This window comes from Cupriavidus sp. FW305-26, from assembly GCF_058787975.1.
The window spans coordinates 1-17,609 of record NZ_JBYTAH010000076.1 but is presented as its reverse complement, the minus strand read 5'-3'; the positions used below and the strand labels follow the sequence as shown (position 1 = coordinate 17,609).

Annotated in this window: 19 protein-coding genes; 10 read left to right on the top strand and 9 right to left on the bottom strand. The window is 66.6% G+C overall.

Going from position 1 to position 17,609, the window contains the following annotated elements; all coding sequences use genetic code 11:
- The first annotated feature begins 22 nt into the window (after positions 1 to 22).
- The 6 genes from AC3WQZ_RS29865 to AC3WQZ_RS29840 all read left to right on the top strand — a co-directional run bounded on the left by AC3WQZ_RS29865 (position 23) and on the right by AC3WQZ_RS29840 (position 4,620).
- Positions 23 to 943 carry a branched-chain amino acid transaminase gene (locus AC3WQZ_RS29865; RefSeq protein ID WP_010812204.1) on the top strand — a complete coding sequence of 307 codons (921 nt, stop codon included), beginning with the start codon at positions 23 to 25 and terminating at the stop codon, positions 941 to 943.
- 97 nt (positions 944 to 1,040) lie between these two features.
- Positions 1,041 to 1,235 (top strand): zinc-finger domain-containing protein, encoded by a 195-nt coding sequence (locus AC3WQZ_RS29860; protein ID WP_010812205.1) that lies wholly within the window; start codon positions 1,041 to 1,043, stop codon positions 1,233 to 1,235.
- Between the two features lie 118 nt (positions 1,236 to 1,353).
- Positions 1,354 to 2,376 (top strand): lipopolysaccharide heptosyltransferase II, encoded by a 1,023-nt coding sequence (gene waaF / locus AC3WQZ_RS29855; protein ID WP_010812206.1) that lies wholly within the window; start codon positions 1,354 to 1,356, stop codon positions 2,374 to 2,376.
- 31 nt (positions 2,377 to 2,407) lie between these two features.
- Positions 2,408 to 2,848, top strand: coding sequence for a YybH family protein (locus AC3WQZ_RS29850; protein ID WP_010812207.1), 441 nt, complete (start codon positions 2,408 to 2,410; stop codon positions 2,846 to 2,848).
- Positions 2,849 to 2,894: 46 nt separating this feature from the next.
- Positions 2,895 to 3,989 carry a YheT family hydrolase gene (locus AC3WQZ_RS29845; RefSeq protein WP_492301796.1) on the top strand — a complete coding sequence of 365 codons (1,095 nt, stop codon included), beginning with the start codon at positions 2,895 to 2,897 and terminating at the stop codon, positions 3,987 to 3,989.
- 40 nt (positions 3,990 to 4,029) lie between these two features.
- On the top strand, positions 4,030 to 4,620 hold the full coding sequence (locus tag AC3WQZ_RS29840) for a DUF2946 family protein (RefSeq protein WP_010812209.1): 591 nt from the start codon (positions 4,030 to 4,032) through the stop codon (positions 4,618 to 4,620).
- A gap of 9 nt (positions 4,621 to 4,629) precedes the next feature.
- Here AC3WQZ_RS29840 and AC3WQZ_RS29835 read toward each other — a convergent pair whose 3' ends face one another.
- Positions 4,630 to 6,468, bottom strand: a complete 1,839-nt coding sequence (locus tag AC3WQZ_RS29835) for a beta-barrel assembly-enhancing protease (RefSeq protein ID WP_492301795.1) — start codon at positions 6,466 to 6,468, stop codon at positions 4,630 to 4,632.
- 97 nt (positions 6,469 to 6,565) lie between these two features.
- On the opposite strand from AC3WQZ_RS29835, the gene moaC reads away from it, so the two are divergent.
- The 3 genes from moaC (at position 6,566) to AC3WQZ_RS29820 (ending at position 8,239) form a co-directional block, all read left to right on the top strand.
- Positions 6,566 to 7,045: a cyclic pyranopterin monophosphate synthase MoaC gene (moaC, locus tag AC3WQZ_RS29830; RefSeq protein WP_492301794.1), complete on the top strand. Its 480-nt coding sequence runs from the start codon at positions 6,566 to 6,568 to the stop codon at positions 7,043 to 7,045.
- Positions 7,046 to 7,274: 229 nt separating this feature from the next.
- A complete protein-coding gene (locus AC3WQZ_RS29825) occupies positions 7,275 to 7,709 on the top strand; it encodes a hypothetical protein (RefSeq protein WP_011614573.1) in 435 nt (144 codons plus the stop codon).
- Between the two features lie 14 nt (positions 7,710 to 7,723).
- A complete protein-coding gene (locus AC3WQZ_RS29820) occupies positions 7,724 to 8,239 on the top strand; it encodes a hypothetical protein (protein WP_492301792.1) in 516 nt (171 codons plus the stop codon).
- 1 nt (position 8,240) lies between these two features.
- On the opposite strand, the gene AC3WQZ_RS29815 is transcribed toward AC3WQZ_RS29820, so the two are convergent.
- The 8 genes from AC3WQZ_RS29815 to recA all read right to left on the bottom strand — a co-directional run bounded on the left by AC3WQZ_RS29815 (position 8,241) and on the right by recA (position 16,616).
- A complete protein-coding gene (locus AC3WQZ_RS29815; RefSeq protein WP_492301791.1) occupies positions 8,241 to 10,049 on the bottom strand; it encodes a PglL family O-oligosaccharyltransferase in 1,809 nt (602 codons plus the stop codon).
- Positions 10,050 to 10,140: 91 nt separating this feature from the next.
- Entirely contained in the window at positions 10,141 to 10,647 is a 507-nt protein-coding gene (locus tag AC3WQZ_RS29810) for a pilin (RefSeq protein ID WP_492301789.1), read from the bottom strand.
- 318 nt (positions 10,648 to 10,965) lie between these two features.
- Entirely contained in the window at positions 10,966 to 11,661 is a 696-nt protein-coding gene (locus tag AC3WQZ_RS29805; RefSeq protein ID WP_011614569.1) for a TerC family protein, read from the bottom strand.
- A 235-nt stretch (positions 11,662 to 11,896) separates the two neighbouring features.
- Positions 11,897 to 12,778 carry a succinate--CoA ligase subunit alpha gene (gene sucD / locus AC3WQZ_RS29800; RefSeq protein ID WP_058698368.1) on the bottom strand — a complete coding sequence of 294 codons (882 nt, stop codon included), beginning with the start codon at positions 12,776 to 12,778 and terminating at the stop codon, positions 11,897 to 11,899.
- Between the two features lie 99 nt (positions 12,779 to 12,877).
- A complete protein-coding gene (gene sucC, locus AC3WQZ_RS29795) occupies positions 12,878 to 14,044 on the bottom strand; it encodes an ADP-forming succinate--CoA ligase subunit beta (RefSeq protein WP_058698369.1) in 1,167 nt (388 codons plus the stop codon).
- An 89-nt stretch (positions 14,045 to 14,133) separates the two neighbouring features.
- Complete coding sequence (locus tag AC3WQZ_RS29790; protein ID WP_058698370.1) at positions 14,134 to 14,829, bottom strand: DUF2889 domain-containing protein; 696 nt, start codon at positions 14,827 to 14,829, stop codon at positions 14,134 to 14,136.
- Between the two features lie 143 nt (positions 14,830 to 14,972).
- On the bottom strand, positions 14,973 to 15,449 hold the full coding sequence (gene recX, locus AC3WQZ_RS29785; RefSeq protein ID WP_011614566.1) for a recombination regulator RecX: 477 nt from the start codon (positions 15,447 to 15,449) through the stop codon (positions 14,973 to 14,975).
- Between the two features lie 102 nt (positions 15,450 to 15,551).
- On the bottom strand, positions 15,552 to 16,616 hold the full coding sequence (gene recA, locus AC3WQZ_RS29780; protein WP_010812222.1) for a recombinase RecA: 1,065 nt from the start codon (positions 16,614 to 16,616) through the stop codon (positions 15,552 to 15,554).
- Positions 16,617 to 16,842: 226 nt separating this feature from the next.
- Between recA and AC3WQZ_RS29775 the strand changes: the two genes are divergently transcribed.
- Positions 16,843 to 17,532, top strand: a complete 690-nt coding sequence (locus AC3WQZ_RS29775; protein ID WP_010812223.1) for a response regulator — start codon at positions 16,843 to 16,845, stop codon at positions 17,530 to 17,532.
- Positions 17,533 to 17,609 lie beyond the last annotated feature (77 nt).

The following is a 17,609-nucleotide window of genomic DNA, read 5'->3' as shown; positions in this document are numbered from 1 at the left end:
CCACGGCGCAGGGAGAACAGACATGTCGATGGCGGATCGCGACGGCAAGATTTGGATGGACGGCAAGCTGATCGAATGGCGCGACGCCAAGATCCACGTGCTGACGCATACGCTGCACTATGGCATGGGCGTGTTCGAGGGCGTACGCGCCTACAAGACCCCCGAAGGCACCGCCATCTTCCGCCTGAAGGAGCACACCCGCCGCCTGTTCAATTCGGCCAAGATCTTCCAGATGGTCATGCCCTTCGACGAGGCCACGCTGGAAGCGGCGCAGCGAGAAGTGGTGCGCGCCAACAAGCTGGAATCCTGCTACATCCGCCCGATCGTGTGGGTCGGCGACGAGAAACTGGGCGTCTCGGCCAAGGGCAACACCATCCACGTGGCAATCGCGGCCTGGCCGTGGGGCGCCTACCTGGGCGAGGAAGGCATGGAGCGCGGCATCCGCGTGAAGACCTCGTCGTTCACGCGCCACCACGTCAACGTGTCGCTGGTGCGCGCCAAGGCGAGCGGCTACTACATCAACTCGATCCTGGCCAACCAGGAAGCCACCGGCCTGGGCTACGACGAAGCGCTGCTGCTCGACACCGAGGGCTATGTCAGCGAAGGCTCGGGCGAGAACGTCTTCATCGTGCGCAACGGCGTGATCTACACCCCGGACCTGGCCTCGTGCCTGGACGGCATCACCCGCGACGCCACCCTGACCATCGCGCGCGACCTGGGCATCGAGGTGCGTGAAAAGCGCATCACCCGCGACGAGATGTACTGCGCAGACGAAGCCTTCTTCACCGGCACCGCCGCCGAAGTCACGCCGATCCGCGAACTGGACGACCGCGTCATCGGCGAAGGCCGCCGCGGCCCGGTGACCAAGCAGATCCAGGACGCGTTCTTTGCCGCCGTGGGCGGCACCAACGAAAAGTACAAGAAGTGGCTGACGCTGGTCTGAGCACCGGCTGCCAGCCCCTGTTGCGCGCGCCCGGCACTGCCGGGCGAGGCACACCCTCTGTTTTCATCGAACAATAAGCATCACTCCCTGCAACACCATGACGCAAACCGCCACCATCATCGAAATCGGCGCTGAAGACATTCCGCTGCATTGCCCGACCGCCAACACCCCGGCATGGAACTACCATCCGCGCGTGTTCCTCGACGTGGCAGACACCGGCGAAGCCAAGTGCCCGTACTGCGGCACCGTCTACAAGCTCAAGCCGGGCACCGTGCTGAAGGGCCACCACTGACCCGAGCCGCCCGCATTCGCACGATCCTGACGCTCCGGGCCGCTTGCAGGCGCCCCGGAGCGTCGGCATTGCCGGCGTCCGCGCCGACGCTCCCGTGCCGGCTCCAAGCGCCCCGCCCATGAAGAAAGCCCTCGTCATCGCCCCCAACTGGATCGGCGACGCCCTGATGGCGCAGCCGCTCTTTGCGCTGCTCAAGGCGCGCCATCCGCGCCTGGTTATCGACGCACTCGCGCCCAAGTGGGTCGCGCCCGTGCTCGCGCGCATGCCGGAGATCGGCCGCGTGTTCCCGTCCGACCTCGCGCACGGCAAGCTGCAGCTGTCGGCACGGCTGATGTTCGCGCAGCAGCTCAAGAACGAAGGCTATGACCTCGCCTACGTGCTGCCGAACTCGCTCAAGTCGGCACTGGTCCCCTGGCTGGCCGGCATCCCGCTGCGCATCGGCTACCGCGGCGAAGCCCGCTTCGGCCTGCTCAACGTGCGCCACGCCAACCCGCCGCGCGACAAGCGCCCGCCGATGGTGGAGCACTACGCCCGCCTGGCGCTCAAGCCCGGCGCGCGCCTGCCCGAAGACCTGCCCGAGCCGCGCCTGCGCGTCGACCCGACGCGCATGGCGGCCACCGCCGAGCGCTTTGGCATCGCCCCGCACACGCGCGTGATCGCGTTCTGCCCGGGTGCCGAGTTCGGCCCGGCCAAGCGCTGGCCGGCCGGGCATTTCGCCAGGCTCGCGCAGATGCTGCGGCGTTCCTACCCGTATGCGCAGATGATCACGCTGGGCTCGGCCAAGGACGCCGAGATCGCCGCCGAGATCGTCAGCGAGGCCCCGTTCGTGCGCAACCTGTGCGGCCAGACCTCGCTGGATGACGCCGTGGACCTGCTGGCGCTCTCCGAAGCCGCGGTCTGCAACGACTCCGGCCTGATGCACGTCACCGCGGCGCTGAACCGGCCCCAGGTGGCGGTGTTCGGCTCGAGCGACCCGCGCCACACGCCGCCGTTGTCACAGGCAGCGAGTATCATGTGGCTGCAACTGGAGTGCAGTCCCTGCTTCAAGCGCGAGTGCCCGCTGGGCCACCTGCGCTGCCTGAAAGAGATCGAACCTGAAATGGTGTTCGTCGAGCTGCGCAAGCTGCTGCACCGGCCCTGACCTCACTGCCCTCGCCACTTCTACTGCCACCATGCCTCGCTTTGCCCGCCTGTTCGATTCCGCCGAAGACATCGTCGAAGCCTTTCGCGAAGCGCTGAAGCTGCGCGACGCAGACGGCGCGCTGCGCCTGTGGCTGGACGAAGACTCGATCACCTGCGTGCTGCCCGACGGCCAGCGCCTGATCGGCCACGAACAGCTGCGCCAGGCCTTCCTGCAACTGCTGGAAGAACAGCCGGTGCTGGTCGATGCAATCGAGACCAGCAGCCATGCGTCGATGGCCGTGTCGATCTTCGACGTGACCGAGGCGCTGCGCTTCGGCGGCGACCGCGTCGAGGCCGACCTGTACGTGCACACCACCTATGTACTGATGCAGAACCACGAAGGCTGGCGCCTGGCGCATATCCACTGCAGCCCGGCCAACGCGGTGCAGGTTGCCGCCGTGGCCGCCGCGCCGGGGCAGGCGCTGCACTGAACCCGCATGGCCGCCGCGCCGCGGCCTGCTGCAACACCACGCCGGCATGACGCAGCTTCCGCACCACCGCCTTCCCCAGGCCGTCCACGCCGCCCAGGCTGATCCCGCCACGGCGCCCGGCCATGGCTACGGCGAAGGCGTGCCGATGCCCTGGTGGCTGCGCGGCGGCCATGCCCAGACCATCATCCCCGCGCGCTTCACGCGCCGCCCGCCGCGCGTGACCTTCCGCCGCGAGCGCTGGGATACCCCCGACCAGGACTTCATCGACCTCGACTGGACCACCCACCCGGTGCGCCCGGACACGCCGCTGGTGGTGATGTTCCACGGCCTGGAGGGCGATTCCGGCAGCCACTACGCGCAGGCGCTGATGCATGCGCTGTCCCTGCGCGGCTGGCAGGGCGTGGTCCCGCATTTCCGCGGCTGCTCGGGCGAGCTCAACCTGGCACCGCGCTTCTACCATTCGGGCGATTCGGCCGAGATCCGCTGGGTGCTGGAACGCATGCGCCAGCGCCATTGCGCCAACGGGCGCAAGCTGCTGGTGGTGGGGATCTCGCTGGGCGGCAACGCACTGCTGCGCTTCCTGGGCGAGGACGGCACCAGCGCCGGCCACGTGCATGCGGCCGCGGCGATCTCCGCGCCGCTGGACCTGGCTGCCGGCGGTGCGGCGCTGTCGGCCGGCTTCAACCTGGTCTATACGCGCATGTTCCTGCAGACGCTCAAGCGCAAGTCGCTGGCCAAGCTGGGGCAGTTCCCGGGGCTGTTCGACCGCGACACGATGCTGGCCAGCCGCGACCTGTACGCCTTCGACAACGTCGTCACCGCGCCGCTGCACGGCTTTGTCGATACCGACGACTACTGGCGCCGCGCCGCCAGCAAACCCGTGCTGCGCGACATCGCCGTGCCCACGCTGGTGCTCAATGCGCGCAACGATCCTTTCCTGCCGGCCCGGCACCTGCCCGGCCCGGCCGACGCCAGCCCCCAGGTATGGCTGGAACAGCCCGAGCACGGCGGCCATGTCGGCTTCATGACCCCGCCCGAGGGCTGGCGCCGGCACCTGCCCCTGCTGCCCGACGGGCGCTTCAGCGGCGACATCGAATGGTTGCCGGCACGGATCCTGAGATTTTTTGACGGCATGATGTGAGGCGGGCGCAGTCCCCCCACGGCCCGCCGAGGAGACAGACATGGACGAGATCGTCAGGCAAGCCATGGCACGCTGGCCCAACGTGCCCAACGCCTACGGCTGGCTGGCACTGGACCGCCGCGGCCAGTGGCGCCTGCGCAATGAGTACGCCCAGCAGCACGGGCTGTCGGGCGACCCCATCCGCCATGAAGCGCTGATCGGCTTTATCGAACGCAACTACCTGTGCGACGAGCGCGGCGCCTGGTACTTCCAGAACGGTCCGCAGCGGGTGTTCGTTTCGCTGGGCTATGCGCCGTGGGTCGTGCGGCTGCATGAAGGCGCGCTGCGCACGACCACGCAGCAGGCCTTCACGCTGCAGGCCTGCTACGCCGACGAGCACGGCAACGTGGTGCTGGCCGGCACGGTCGAGGGCATGGCGCAAGGCAGCCCGCCGGCACAGCAGGCCGCCCTGCTGCACGACCACGACCTGGAACTGTTCAGCGGCGCCAGCACCTGGCATGGCGAAGCCTGCGGCACTGACCTGGGCGTATTCCACCACGATGGCCGCGACATCCCGATCGAGCCGGTTGCCGAGAGCGAGGTGCCCAGGCGCTTTGGCTTCGTGCGCCAGCCGGCGCCGCCGGCTGGCTGAACGCCTGCCTCAGTTAGGCATGCCCTTGCTGTCCTGCTTGTCCTCGCGGTACTGGCGCTCCAGCTGGTGCAGGCGCGCATCGACCTCGGACAGCGTGTAGAAGTCGCCGTCGCCGGCCTTGCGCGCGATCTGCAACTGCTCGATCGCGGCCTGGTAGGCACCGTCCATCGCATACTTCTCGGCCAGCGCCTGGTGCTGCTGCAAGCGCTTGCCCTGGCCCGCGTAGGCGCGCGCCAGCAGCTCCCACCATTCGCTGCGGCTGGTCTCCTGGCGCGTGCGTTCGCGCAGGAAGCGCACGGCCTCTTCATAGCGGCCTGAGCCGACCAGGGTATCGGCATAGGCAATCGCCACCGCATGCGACAGCGGGAACGCCTTCATCGACGCGCTGGCCTGGGACAGCGCCTCGGGCACGCGGCCCTGCGCGCGCGCCAGTTCCACCGCCATCACGTCCAGCATGGGGCTGCCCGAGGAGGCGCCGGGAATATTGCCGTAGAGACGGCGCGCCTCGGCCAGCTCCTGTTCGGCGGCCGGGTAGCGGCCCAGCCGCTGCTCGGTGAAGGCAAGGCCGTAGTGCAGCGCCGGAGCACGCAGTGCCGTTGCTCCCGGCAGTTGCGTGCGCAGCGCCGCGCGCAGGTTCTGCAGGTCGCTGGGCGACGATTCCTGGATCACGCGGGCCCGCATCCGCGCAAACTCGTATTCAGGCGTGTTGGCGACCTTGCGCTTGCTGGCATGGCTGACGCGGTCCTGCATGTCGGCAATCCGCTCGGAGGTCAGCGGGTGAGTCCGCACATAAGACGGGACCGAATTTTCCGCGGTCCCCGATGCGCGCTGCAGCCGCATGAAGAAATCGGGCATGCCCTGCGGGTCAAACCCCGCCGCGGTCAGGATCTGGAAGCCGACCCGGTCGGCCTCGCGCTCGGCCCCGCGCGAGAACGACAGCTGGTTGGCGATGGCCGCGCCCTGCCCGCCCATGGCCAGCGCCGCCGCGGCGTCCGGGCTGCGCGTGGCGGCCAGGCCCGCCAGCACCATCGAGGCCAGCGCGATCCACATCGACTGGTCCTGCGAGGTGATGCCACGCGCGATATGCCGCTGCATCACGTGGCCGATTTCATGGCCCAGCACCGAGGCCAGTTCCGATTCCGTATCGGACTGCACCAGCAGCCCGGTATGCACGCCGATATAGCCGCCCGGCAGCGCAAACGCGTTGATGCTGCGGTCACGCACCGCGAACAGGTCAAAGCCGGTGGCAAAGGTGCCCGCACCGGTCGAGCCGGAGATATTCTGGCGCCGCGCCGCCTGCACCAGCCGGTAGCCCAGCGCGTTCAGGTAATCGGACAGCAGCGGATCCGGCACGTACAGCGGGTCGCGCCGGATATCGCGCATGATGCGGTCGCCCAGGCGCTTTTCCATGTCGGGCGACAGCGACGCCGTGGACGGGTCGCCCAGGTCCGGCAGCTGCACGCCGCCGGCCTCCACCACCGCGTTGTTGGTGCGCAGGCCGAACTCGGACTTCTGGCCCGCCTTCACGCTGCGGTTCAGGTTGTCATAGACCTGGTCGCTGGCCTCGCCCGAGATGGCGGGCACCGGCTGCGGGGGCCTGGCCGCGGGCGCAGCCGCCGCCGGCGTGGCTGGCGCCGGGGCCGTGCGCGGCGTACCCTGGGGCCAGGCCGGCGCCGCGAACGTCAGCGCCAGCAGCGCCGCCAGCGGCCGCCGCCATGGCGTCCATGCGCCGCCAGCGTGGCAATGGCCGGCGCCTGCGCGATGTGACGCGGAGCCGGCGGGAACAGCGTCCGCCACGGCGCCGGGGCCGCGTGCGGCAGACCTGCGAAGCGATGGGTGTTTTGGCATGTTGCTATGATAGCGGCCTCCCGTGGCCGTTCCCATCGGATGCTTCCCAGGGACGCCGGCGGCCACCAGCACGCAGTTCGCACTGAAGCTCTCGATCATGACCCAGCTCACCCATTTCGATACCGCCGGACAAGCCCACATGGTCGACGTCGGCGACAAGGCCAGCACCCACCGCGTCGCCGTGGCCACCGGCACCATCACCATGCAGCCAGCCACCTTCGCGCTGGTGCGCGACGGCAGCGCCAAGAAAGGCGACGTGATCGGCATCGCCCGCGTGGCGGCGATCATGGCCACCAAGCGCACCGCCGACCTGATCCCGCTATGCCACCCGATCGGCCTGACCAAGGTGGCGGTCGAGTTCGCATTGGACGAGGCCACCGCCACTGTCGCCTGCACCGTGCGCACCGAAACCCGCGGCCAGACCGGCGTGGAGATGGAAGCACTGACCGGCGTGCAGGTGGCGCTGCTGACGATCTATGACATGTGCAAGGCGGTGGACCGCGGCATGGTGATCGGCAATGTGAAGTTGCTGGAAAAGCATGGGGGCAAGTCGGGGGATTGGGTGGAGGCCGGCTGACCTCCGCACGTGACGCCTGCAACACGCGCCGCGATGGGCAGTGTCACGATGTCTTACGCCAGGGTCGTTCCCCGGTAATAGAGGTAACGCCGCATTTCCAGCCGGGCCGCCGTGGCGCCGGCGCGGGACAATTTGGTATTCAATATGATTGCAGGCCCGCCGCTGGTTGCGGCCTGCTGACCCTGTCCGTGGCGTGCCATGCGGTGCGCGCGGGGATGAGGTGGATACCATGAACGGGCGCATGCTCTGCCAGATCGCCCTGGCACTCGCGGCCACGGCCGCAAGCGGCGCCGCCCTCGCCGGGCGGGCCGATCTCCACGATGCCGCTTTGCACGATAGCGACGCACGCGGCGGCTTCATCAAGACGCGCACAAGCGTCGGCGTGGGCCTCTATTTCGGGCCCGGCGTGTTCTACGGCGGCTACCCGTATGGCTACCCCGCCCCGTACTACTACCCGCCCGCCGTGGTCACCGCACCCGCGGCGCCGCCGCAGTACATCGAACAGGGTCCGAACGGCCCCGTGCCGGTCCCCGGCCCGGACGGCGTAGCGCCGCAGCAGGGCTGGTGGTACCACTGCGACCAGCCCGAAGGCTACTACCCCTATGTGCAGGCCTGCCCCGGCGGCTGGCAGCGCATACCGGCACAGCCGCCGGCCAACTCCTGATGCGGGGTGACATCATGCATGCCCTGACCCGCGCCACGCTGGCCGTGGCCACCCTGACCCTCGGCGCCTGCGCCGTGATGCCTGCCGGCCCCAGCGTGATGGTGCTGCCGGGCACCGGCAAGAGCTTCGACCAGTTCCGCGCCGACGACTACAACTGCCGCCAGTTCGCCCTCGGGCGGGTGGGCGGTGTCTCATCCTCGCAGGCCGCCAACAATGCCGCCGTCGGCGGCGCCGTGGTCGGCACCGCGCTGGGCGCAGCGGCGGGCGCGGCGTTCAATGGCGGATCGGGTGCGGCGGTGGGTGCGGGCGTCGGCCTGCTGACTGGCGCGGCGGTCGGCGCGGGCAATGCCCAGTACGCCGGCTACGGCACGCAACAGCAATACGATGCCGCCTACGTACAGTGCATGTACGCCAGCGGCAACCGCGTGCCGGCCCCCGGACGCGTCGCCGCTGCGCCGCCGTCACCACGGTACTACTACTATCCGCCGCCTCCGCCACCGGTCTATTACAGCCCGTATCCGTACTACTAGGTCAGTCCCGGCGCCATTCGGAATACCGACGCGAACGGTCGCCGACCCATGCGCAGAATGCCTGCGGGCGTTCGTCTGGCGTCAGGTCGCGGCAGGCCTTCGCAAGCTCGGCGTATTGCGCGACTTCATCGCCAAGGTAGTACCAGCGCAGCCGTTCCATCCACTGGCGGCCTTGCGCAGGATCGCCGGTCAGCGCCAGCAGCCATGCGGTGCGCGCGATCATGGTCGGCGTAGGCAGCAGGTGGACGGCGGCGATGTGGGCGGGCAACAACTCTGCCGCGTTGGCCGGCGTAATGGTGGCCAGGCCGGCAGCGTCGGCCTGCGCGTGCTGGCGGAACCAGAAGCGCGGCATCGGCAAGGCGTTGCGGCCTTCGCTGCTGGCGTATTCGCGGGCTTCGGCGCGGCGGTAGTCTTGCCACATGGTGGCCAGCACGGCCACAGCCACCACGACAAACGCGAGCGCCAGCCCACGTGCCACTGGCATCGGCACGCGCCAACGCCCGAAACCCGACGGCTCCAGCCAACCGAGCATGAAGCAGAACGGCAGGAAGAAATAGAGATAATGCAGCGGGTATTCGAGCATCGAATGCGCGCACAGCATCGCCAGCCAGGTAAGAACCAGCACGGTCTGCTTGCGCTCTTCGCTATCGCCGTGCCACAGGCGAACGCGAACCACGCGCCATAGCCACGCCAGCAGGATCAGGCCTACGCCGGCGGTACCGACGATGCCCGTCTTTGCCAGCAGGTCGAGGATGGCGTTGTGGGCGTGCAGGGACATCTCCACCTTCACGCCGACTTGCTGCAACTGCTGGAATTGCGCCCAGCCGAACTCGCCCCAGCCGACGCCGAACCACGGGTGGGAGCGGAACATTGCCAGCGCGTGGGTCCACAGTGCGCCGCGTGCGGACAGCTGGTCTTCGGCTTCGAGTTGGGCGATGGTGTCGAACAGGCGCCAGTCGAAGGCTTGCCCTGCTGCGCGGATTGCGGGTTGCAGGATCAGTAGCATCGCCAACATTGCAACTGCTGCCACTATCAGCCCGATCGGGCGTTGCATTGGATCCGAGTCACGTCGAGCGCCTCGCGCCAGCCACGCCGCGGCTAGCGCGTAGAAGGCAGCCAGGCCAACATGCAGCACGCCGGTGCGCGAACCGGACAGCACGATGCCGCTTTCCAGCAAGGTTACAGCGGCCAGCAACATCGGAAATCGCAGGCGGCCCCGCGATGCCAGCCACACTGACGCCACCAGCGCCAGGCCTTCGACGGTGGCCTGGTGGTTGGGTTGGTTCAGGTTGCCCCACAGGCGGCGGTTGTTGTCGTAGAAATAGGTGGAGACGAGGCCGAAGGCACGCGGTTCGAGATGGAACAGTTGCACCCATTGCGTGAGCGTGCCGAGCAACCCCGCAATGAGAAAGGCCGTGGCGAAGGCATCGCCGATGTCCTGCGTGGTTGTTGCTGGCGCGCGTCGGTACCACCATCCAGCGCAAGTCACTGCGGCTCCGAGGATCAGCGTGAGAATCGTGATCAGCCGGCTGCCAGTGAAGTCAGCGTGGCCGAGGGCACCGAGTATCAGGCTGATGATGATCAGCCATAGGAACAGCAACGAGACCCACGGCAGCGACCCTGAGGGTTTCGGAATCGATGTGGCGGGCTTGCGGATCGCGTGTAAGGCGAAGGTAGCGACGGCACAGAATGCGGCGGCCCATTCGCCGTAGAAGGTTGCGAGCGGCAGCGTGTGCCGTGAGACCAGCAGCGGGATGACGATTGCTGCGATGAGGGCGGCCGACGGGAAGATGGTCCTGGACGGCAGCATTGAGGCGCCTGTTTGGGGGAAAGGCGCATGATAGCTTGGGGCGTAGATAAAGAAAAAGCGCCCGAAGGCGCCTTTTCCGACTTCACCCAGCTTAGACCCACTTCGCCACTTCAGTGGTACACGGAGCGGCTGCAGCACTCGTGGTAACAACCCACGTCACAACGTTACTGCCAGCTACTATGCCAGGGGTGAAGGTAATCGTTTGACCATTGGCACAAGTACCAATGCCGGTGGCGGGCATCGTCACGACAATGGCACCTGTTGCCGCCGTCAGAGCGTAGGTCGCGACCTCCGTAGTCGCAGTGGGAGCACCGGAAAGGCCCAGACCGCCAGCGGTCGGCGCGCCCGTCCAATTGTTCGCAGTAATGCCGGCAACCGCACCACCATTGAACTGAATATATTCAGCAACGGCCAGCTTCAACGGCTGGACCGTCGCTGGGATTTTGGACAGGCGAGCGCGGATGGTGTAGTCCTGATACTGCGGAATCGCAATTGCCGCCAAAATACCAATGATCGCAACCACGATCATCAGTTCGATCAGCGTAAAGCCCTTCTGGACACGACGGCCCAGCTTCTTCAGTTGTTGTACCCGTTGCATGATTTGACCCCTCGAAGAGATTTTGGTTAAGCGTTGCACGTCTTCGGTTTCGTGACGCGGGAACCATTGAGCAGTAAGCGTGCCAGCGGCATCCCCCATCCGTAGGGGGTGAAAAGCGACAAATTTCGTCACCCGTCAGGGGGATGCATGCCGTATGCGCCAAAATTTGTCACTTGCACTCGCTACCACCGCGCGAAGCGACAAAATGTGCGATCACTCACATGAGTTAGTTGGCCAAGGCACCGACGGCCTCCTTGCCGGCGCGCCAACGAAAAAGGGCGGCCAGCTGGCCGCCCTTCTCGCCTGGGCGAAATCTCGTCAGGCGGCCTGTGCCGACCGGCGGCTCAGCAGCTTGCCCATGATCACCACCAGGATCGCGCCGGCGGCGCCGAATACCAGGTGGGCGTGCGGCACGTGTACTTCGAACCAGGCGGCGTCGACCGGGTCGCTGACCAGCATTTCGCCGGCCAGGTAGCCCAGCAGCGCGGCACCCAGCACGATGATCACCGGGAAGCGCTCCATAACCTTGAGCAACAGCGTGCTGCCGAACACGATCAGCGGGATCGACAGGCCCAGGCCGATGATCAGCAGCATCAGCTGGCTGCCCTCGGGGCCCTTCTGTGCGGCAGCGGCCACGGCCACCACGTTGTCGAGCGACATCACCAGGTCCGCGATCAGGATGGTGCGGATGGCGGCCCAGATATTGTCCTTGCCGTCGTGGCCTTCCTCATCGTCATCGCCGGTCAGCAGTTGCACGCCGATGTAGACCAGCAGCATGGCACCGACGATCTTCAGGTACGGCAGGCTCAGCAGCTTGACCGCGGCCACGGTCAGCACCACGCGCATGATGATGGCGGCGGCACTGCCCCAGAAGATGGCTTTCTTCTGCTGGGCGGGCGGCAGGTTGCGCGAGGCGAGCGCGATCACCACCGCGTTGTCGCCGGACAGGACGATATTGGTCAGGATGATCGATCCCAACGCAATCCAGAATGTGGTGGAAGACAGCAGTTCCACGGGAGGGCTCCTCGAATTTTATAGGTTGCACACCCGTCATCTGACGGGATTTCGGATGTCTCGAAACACGGACATGACTGTTTACCGCACGAACCTTTCGATTAGATTTCAATCCTGTAATGTTTCGTGCCGGAAGCCACGCCGAATCCGTCCTCCAGAATGACAATGCCCCCGCGCGGGCGGGGGCATTGCCTGGTTCGCCATTCCAGCGCTCGCTGGAATGGCGAGGTACGACTTACAGCATTGCCTTCAGCAGGCGGCCCATCTCCGACGGGTTCTTGGTCACCTTGATACCGCAGGCTTCCATGATTTCCAGCTTGGCCTGGGCGGTATCGGCACCGCCCGAGATCAGCGCGCCGGCGTGGCCCATGCGCTTGCCCGGAGGCGCGGTCACGCCAGCGATGAAGCCAACCACCGGCTTCTTCATGTTTTCCTTGATCCAGTAAGCCGCGTTGGCTTCGTCCGGACCACCGATCTCACCGATCATGACCACGGCGTCCGTTTCCGGATCGTCGTTGAACATCTTCATCACGTCGATGTGCTTCAGGCCGTTGATGGGGTCGCCACCGATGCCGACAGCCGACGACTGGCCCAGGCCCAGCGCGGTCAGCTGGCCCACGGCTTCGTACGTCAGCGTGCCCGAGCGCGACACCACGCCGATGCGGCCCTTCTTGTGGATGTGGCCCGGCATGATGCCGATCTTGATTTCGTCCGGCGTGATCAGGCCCGGGCAGTTCGGTCCCAGCAGCAGGGTCTTCTTGTTCTCGCGGCGCATGCGGTCCTTGACTTCCATCATGTCGCGCACGGGGATGCCTTCGGTAATGCAGACCACCAGGTCCAGGTCGGCGTCAACGGCTTCCCAGATCGCGGCAGCGGCGCCTGCGGGCGGCACGTAGATGACCGACACGGTGGCGCCGGTCTGGGCCTTGGCGTCCTTGACGCTGGCGTAGATGGGAATGCCTTCGAAGTCTTCGCCGGCCTTCTTCGGGTTCACGCCTGCTACGAAGGCATTCTTGCCGTTGGCGTAGTCGCGGCAGCCACGGGTGTGGAACTGGCCGGTCTTGCCGGTGATGCCCTGGGTGATGACCTTGGTGTCTTTGTTGATCAGAATCGACATGCTGTAATCCTTTGCTTGGCTACGAGCGGCGCGCACAGGGGCTCAAGGGAGCGCCTGCGCACCGCTCGCGTTCGCGTATGGTTGCGTTCGTGCGACGGCTTACTTGCCAGCGGCAGCGGCCACCACCTTCTGGGCGGCTTCTTCCATCGTGTCGGCCGAGATGATGGGCAGGCCCGAGTCGGCCAGCATCTTCTTGCCGAGGTCTTCGTTGGTGCCCTTCATGCGCACGACCAGCGGCACCGTCAGGTGCACGGCCTTGGAAGCGGAGATCACGCCTTCGGCGATCACGTCGCAACGCATGATGCCGCCGAAGATGTTGACCAGGATGGCCTGCACGTTCGGGTTGCTCAGCATCAGCTTGAAGGCTTCGGTCACCTTCTCGGTGGTGGCACCGCCGCCCACGTCGAGGAAGTTGGCCGGCTCGCCGCCGAACAGCTTGATGGTGTCCATGGTGGCCATGGCCAGGCCGGCGCCGTTCACCAGGCAGCCGATGTTGCCGTCCAGCGAGATGTAGGCCAGGTCGAACTTCGAGGCCTCGATTTCGTTGGCGTCTTCTTCATCCAGGTCGCGATAGGCCACGATTTCCGGGTGACGGAACAGCGCGTTCGAGTCGAAGTTGAACTTGGCGTCCAGCGCGATGACCTTGCCGTCGCCGGTCAGGATCAGCGGGTTGATTTCAGCCAGCGAAGCGTCGGTTTCATAGAACGCCTTGTACAGGCCTTGCAGGGCCTGGCGGGCTTGCGCCACGCTCGCGTCGGGCACGCCGATCTTGCGGGCGATGTCGTCGGCTTCGGCGTCGGTCAGGCCAACCGACGGCTCGATGATCAGGGTGTGGATCTTTTCCGGGCTGTGGGCGGCGACTTCTTCGATGTCCATGCCGCCTTCGCTCGAGGCCATCAGCGCGACCTTCTGCGAAACACGGTCCACCACCAGCGAAACGTACAGTTCCTTCTTGATGTCGGCGCCTTCTTCGATCAGCAGGCGGTTGACCTTCTTGCCTTCCGGGCCGGTCTGGTGCGTGACCAGCTGCATGCCCAGGATGTTCGAAGCGTAGGTCTTGACGTCGTCGATGCTCTTGGCAACCTTCACGCCGCCGCCCTTGCCGCGGCCACCCGCATGAATCTGAGCCTTGACGACCCACACCGGGCCGCCGAGCGTTTCTGCGGCCTTCAGGGCCTCGTCAACCGAGAACGCGGGGATGCCGCGCGGAACCGGCACATTGTATTTGCGCAGGATTTCCTTGCCTTGATACTCATGGATATTCATGCGTGTTTCCTTTCGGGTAGGCGTAAAAGGTAGAAGGGAAGAATCTGAAAGAAGACGAACTCTCTCGTCAGGCTGGCCAATCCTGAGAATCAGCCGGAGGTGCCGGTCGGCCGCTCGGCCGGGACAGCGTCGTTGCCATCATTGCCGCGGTCGCCATTGGCCGCGGGCGGCGCCTGAGGCGCAGTTGCGACGGCAGGTGCTGCCTCGGCCCGTACCTTGGGCGTCGGCTGGTGACCATACCAGCGCGGGTAAAACTGACGAACCACCTCGCCATCGAAACGCAGGGCGTGGCAGCCGTTCAACTGATAGGGCGGCTCCGGATTCGGGTCGTCCTCGCCGTTGTCGCGGATATTGATGACTTCACCGGCAAAGGCCTGGATCGCCGTGCTGGGCAGCACGCCGGCGGCCTCGGTCAGGTGTGAGCAACCGTGCATGCCGCCCAGGCGCTCGCGCACGGCCTTGCGAAAGCCCTTGCGCAGGTTCAGGCCGATCAGCTTGCGATAAGCCGGGCCGATCGTGTCGCAATGAGATGGATACGGCACCCAGTCCGAGCAGGCCTCGGCATCCAGCACCGTCATTTCCTCATTGATCGTGACGCGCAACCACAGGTCGTGCAGGGGCTGGCCTGCCGGGCGGACGCGGTCGCCGGCCAGTTCGATGTCGCGAGGCTTGGTGTCGGTCAGGCGCACCTCGATATCCCACAAGCCGTCCTCTCTCTGGTACGCCTCGGCCGTAATGGCGCGACGGTGACGCTGGGAGCGGTTGACGGGCTGGGACAGAGGCATGGCCAGGCTGGAAATACGGGGGCTGGGGAACGGCGGTGCCGGAGCACCGAAAACCGGGGGAGTTTAACATGCCGCGCCGCTTTGGCCGGGAACATCCTTGTGCAGCAACTGTCGCAGCGGGATTGTCGGCCGACCATGGCGCATCAGGCCTCGCCACCGTCGTCGCCGTAGTCTTCGTCCGCACCCTGGATGATCTTGCCGACGACCGAACGCGAGAACCCGCGCGCCACCATGAAGCGGATCTGCCTGGCCCGCGCTTCGGGCGTGTCCGGCGGGGTGCCGAAGCGCTTGCGCCAGACCTCACGGGCGCGCTCCACTTCCGTGGCGCGCAGCCGCTCCTGCAGATCGCCCAGTTGCTCGCTGCCGAGCTTGTGGGTCTTGGCTTCCTGCATCACGCGCGCGGTGCCGTAGCGGGCGCCGCGGCGGTGCACCAGGCTGTCGGCAAAGCGCTGGTTCGACAGCCAGTTCTCGCGCTCCAGCGCGTCCAGCAACTGCTCCAGCTGCTCGGCCGACTCGGCATGCGGCGCCAGCTTGCGCGCCAGTTCGGCGCGGCTGTGCTCGCGGCGAGACAGGTAGCCGACGGCGCGGGCCTTCAGCGAAAGCGGGGGACGGGTTGCCATGGTTGCCGGAATCTGTGGATGGAGGGGTCCGCGCCAAGCAAAAAGGCCGGGGCATCGGCGATGCCCCGGCCTTTTTGCTTGGCGCAATGGCCGCTGGCGCGGTCAGTCTTCGACCGCTACCGGCGTGGCAGCCGCCGTGGGGTTCATGGCCACCACGCCCAGCGCCGCGCGCACCTTGTTCTCGATCTCGTCGGCGATGTCAGGGTTCTCGCGCAGGTATTCGCGCGCGTTATCCTTGCCCTGGCCGATCTTGTCGCCGTTGTAGCTGTACCAGGCGCCGGACTTCTCGACGATCTTGGCGTCCACGCCCAGGTCGATGATCTCGCCCTGGCGCGAGATGCCCTGGCCGTAGAGGATGTCGAAGAAGGCTTCGCGGAACGGCGGCGAGACCTTGTTCTTGACCACCTTGACCTTGGTCTCGTTGCCGATCACGTCGTCGCCCTTCTTGATCGAGCCGATGCGGCGGATATCCAGGCGCACCGAGGCGTAGAATTTGAGCGCGTTGCCGCCGGTGGTGGTTTCCGGCGAGCCGAACATCACGCCGATCTTCATGCGGATCTGGTTGATGAAGATCACCAGGCAGTTGGTGCGCTTGATGGTGCCGGTCAGCTTGCGCAGCGCCTGGCTCATCAGGCGGGCCTGCAGGCCGGGCAGCGAATCGCCCATTTCGCCTTCGATTTCGGCCTTGGGCACCAGCGCCGCCACCGAGTCGATCACGATCAGGTCGATCGAGCCCGAGCGCACCAGCGCGTCGGTGATTTCCAGCGCCTGTTCGCCGGTGTCCGGCTGCGAGATCAGCAGGTCGCCGACGTTGACGCCCAGCTTGTTGGCGTAGCTGACGTCCAGCGCATGCTCGGCGTCGATAAAGGCGCAGGTGCCGCCCAGCTTCTGCATCTCGGCCACGACCTGCAGCGTCAGCGTGGTCTTGCCCGACGATTCCGGACCATAGATCTCGACCACGCGGCCGCGTGGCAGGCCACCGACGCCAAGCGCGATGTCCAGGCCGAGCGAACCGGTGGATACCACCTGAATGTCCTTCTCGACCTCGCCGTCGCCCAGGCGCATGATCGAGCCCTTGCCGAACTGCTTCTCGATCTGGGAGAGCGCGGCGGCAAGCGCCTTCTGCTTCTCGGCGCTCACGCCGGCACCTGCCTTCTTGTCGTCCATGGTCGTCCTTGAATCAATGGTGTATAAATAGGCCGCATGTGGCGCGGCACCGGCATTTTCCGGCTCCAGCGCCGGCCCGGCTGTCTGCGCGGCCGCTCTCCAGGGGGTCTCCCCGGGCAGCCCCAGCGGAACGTGCGGGTACTGTATAAAAAAACAGTATGCTTGGCAAGCCCCATCGCGCCCCATTCCGCCGGCGCCGGCTATGCCGGCCAGGGTGGAGACAACCATGCGCATTCTGATCGCCGAAGATGACGACGTGCTGGCGGACGGCCTGACGCGCTCGCTACGCCACTCGGGTTACGCCGTCGACCACGTCACCAACGGCCTGGAAGCCGATTCCGCGCTGTCGACCCAGACCTTCGACCTGCTGATCCTGGACCTGGGCCTGCCACGCATGTCCGGGCTGGAAGTGCTCAAGCGCCTGCGCGCGCGCGGCGCCATGCTGCCGGTGCTGATCCTGACCGCCGCCGACAGCGTCGACGAGCGCGTCAAGGGCCTGGACCTGGGCGCCGACGACTATATGGCCAAGCCCTTTGCCCTGTCCGAGCTTGAAGCGCGCGTGCGCGCGCTGGTGCGGCGCGGCGCCGGCGGCGGCGCCACGCTGATGCGGCACGGGCCGCTGGCCTACGACCAGGTCGGACGCATCGCCTATCTCAACGAGCAGATGCTGGACCTGTCCGCGCGCGAGATCGGGTTGCTGGAGATCCTGCTCACACGCAGCGGCCGCCTGGTATCGAAAGAGCAACTGGTGGACCACCTGTGCGAATGGGGCGAGGAAGTCAGCAACAACGCCATCGAGGTCTACGTGCACCGGCTGCGCAAGAAGATCGAAGTCGGCGGCATCCGCATCGCCACCGTGCGCGGGCTTGGCTACTGCCTGGAGAAATTCCAGCCGGCGGTGGCCACGCATCACTGATCCGACCCCACCGCAGGCCACGCGACTGACCTGAGCGCAACCTCGCCGAGATGAGCCTGCTGCGACTGCCCTGGCGG

Bases quoted from the DNA above. Each gene is read 5' to 3' on its own strand.
- AC3WQZ_RS29820 (WP_492301792.1), top strand. From the start codon at position 7,724: ATGCATGCCCTGACCCGCGCCACGCTGGCCGTGGCCACCCTGACCCTC.
- recA (WP_010812222.1), bottom strand. From the start codon at position 16,616: ATGGACGACAAGAAGGCAGGTGCCGGCGTGAGCGCCGAGAAGCAGAAG.
- sucC (WP_058698369.1), bottom strand. From the start codon at position 14,044: ATGAATATCCATGAGTATCAAGGCAAGGAAATCCTGCGCAAATACAAT.
- AC3WQZ_RS29835 (WP_492301795.1), bottom strand. From the start codon at position 6,468: ATGCCAAAACACCCATCGCTTCGCAGGTCTGCCGCACGCGGCCCCGGC.
- sucD (WP_058698368.1), bottom strand. From the start codon at position 12,778: ATGTCGATTCTGATCAACAAAGACACCAAGGTCATCACCCAGGGCATC.
- AC3WQZ_RS29850 (WP_010812207.1), top strand. From the start codon at position 2,408: ATGCCTCGCTTTGCCCGCCTGTTCGATTCCGCCGAAGACATCGTCGAA.
- AC3WQZ_RS29815 (WP_492301791.1), bottom strand. From the start codon at position 10,049: ATGCTGCCGTCCAGGACCATCTTCCCGTCGGCCGCCCTCATCGCAGCA.
- AC3WQZ_RS29865 (WP_010812204.1), top strand. From the start codon at position 23: ATGTCGATGGCGGATCGCGACGGCAAGATTTGGATGGACGGCAAGCTG.
- AC3WQZ_RS29860 (WP_010812205.1), top strand. From the start codon at position 1,041: ATGACGCAAACCGCCACCATCATCGAAATCGGCGCTGAAGACATTCCG.
- waaF (WP_010812206.1), top strand. From the start codon at position 1,354: ATGAAGAAAGCCCTCGTCATCGCCCCCAACTGGATCGGCGACGCCCTG.
- AC3WQZ_RS29775 (WP_010812223.1), top strand. From the start codon at position 16,843: ATGCGCATTCTGATCGCCGAAGATGACGACGTGCTGGCGGACGGCCTG.
- AC3WQZ_RS29840 (WP_010812209.1), top strand. From the start codon at position 4,030: ATGGACGAGATCGTCAGGCAAGCCATGGCACGCTGGCCCAACGTGCCC.
- recX (WP_011614566.1), bottom strand. From the start codon at position 15,449: ATGGCAACCCGTCCCCCGCTTTCGCTGAAGGCCCGCGCCGTCGGCTAC.
- AC3WQZ_RS29790 (WP_058698370.1), bottom strand. From the start codon at position 14,829: ATGCCTCTGTCCCAGCCCGTCAACCGCTCCCAGCGTCACCGTCGCGCC.
- AC3WQZ_RS29825 (WP_011614573.1), top strand. From the start codon at position 7,275: ATGAACGGGCGCATGCTCTGCCAGATCGCCCTGGCACTCGCGGCCACG.
- AC3WQZ_RS29845 (WP_492301796.1), top strand. From the start codon at position 2,895: ATGACGCAGCTTCCGCACCACCGCCTTCCCCAGGCCGTCCACGCCGCC.
- moaC (WP_492301794.1), top strand. From the start codon at position 6,566: ATGACCCAGCTCACCCATTTCGATACCGCCGGACAAGCCCACATGGTC.
- AC3WQZ_RS29810 (WP_492301789.1), bottom strand. From the start codon at position 10,647: ATGCAACGGGTACAACAACTGAAGAAGCTGGGCCGTCGTGTCCAGAAG.